This is a genomic window from Oleiphilus sp. HI0086 (assembly GCF_001635225.1).
Window position 1 is genome coordinate 1 of record NZ_LWFZ01000849.1, and the last position, 851, is coordinate 851.

Sequence of the window (851 nt, forward strand, 5' to 3'; positions counted from 1 at the left end):
TCGATTCCGTCCACCAGCTCCATTTTGTTTTGAGTTCTTTAGAGTCTTTACGATTCTAGCTGGAGGGGTTCCCGAGTGGCCAAAGGGATCAGACTGTAAATCTGACGCGTAAGCTTCGGTGGTTCGAATCCACCCCCCTCCACCAGTTTTATGTGGCGGGCATCGTATAATGGCTATTACCTCAGCCTTCCAAGCTGATGATGCGGGTTCGATTCCCGCTGCCCGCTCCAAGTAATAAATTCGTTGCTCATATAGCTCAGTCGGTAGAGCGCCACCTTGGTAAGGTGGAGGTCACCGGTTCAATTCCGGTTATGAGCTCCATGAGTGTTATTGCTTGGTTTTATTGAATTTAAGTTGTGTGTGGTCAATGCTGGTTCTAGCTGGCCGAGACGCAGTGTCCGCAATCGAGCTATATTTTTTGAGGAGATGTTCGGATGGCAAAAGAAAAATTTGAACGTAATAAACCACACGTCAACGTAGGTACTATTGGTCACGTTGATCACGGTAAAACAACTTTGACTGCAGCGTTAACGCGTGTATGTGCAGAAGTATTCGGTGGTGAGAAGGTTGACTTCGCAAACATCGATAACGCACCAGAAGAAAGAGAACGTGGTATCACTATCGCGACGTCTCACGTTGAGTATGATTCAACTGATCGTCACTACGCTCACGTTGACTGCCCAGGGCACGCCGATTATGTTAAGAACATGATCACAGGTGCTGCTCAGATGGATGGTGCTATCTTGGTTTGTGGTGCGACTGATGGTCCTATGCCTCAGACTCGTGAGCACATCCTTTTGTCTCGTCAGGTAGGTGTACCTTACATTGTAGTATTCTTGAACAAGGCTGAC

Annotated in this window: 1 protein-coding gene and 3 tRNA genes; all 4 read left to right on the forward strand. The window is 47.6% G+C overall.

Translation table 11 applies throughout. The annotated features are described in order from the left end of the window. Positions 1–61: 61 nt before the first annotated feature. Positions 62–145 (forward strand) — tRNA-Tyr (locus A3756_RS15265). A 10-nt stretch (positions 146–155) separates the two neighbouring features. Continuing rightward, positions 156–230 (forward strand) — tRNA-Gly (locus tag A3756_RS15270). 15 nt (positions 231–245) lie between these two features. Then, a tRNA-Thr gene (locus A3756_RS15275) sits at positions 246–321 on the forward strand. 113 nt (positions 322–434) lie between these two features. After that, positions 435–851 (forward strand): GTP-binding protein (locus A3756_RS15280; RefSeq protein ID WP_156490505.1); only part of this gene is annotated, 417 nt, incomplete at its 3' end.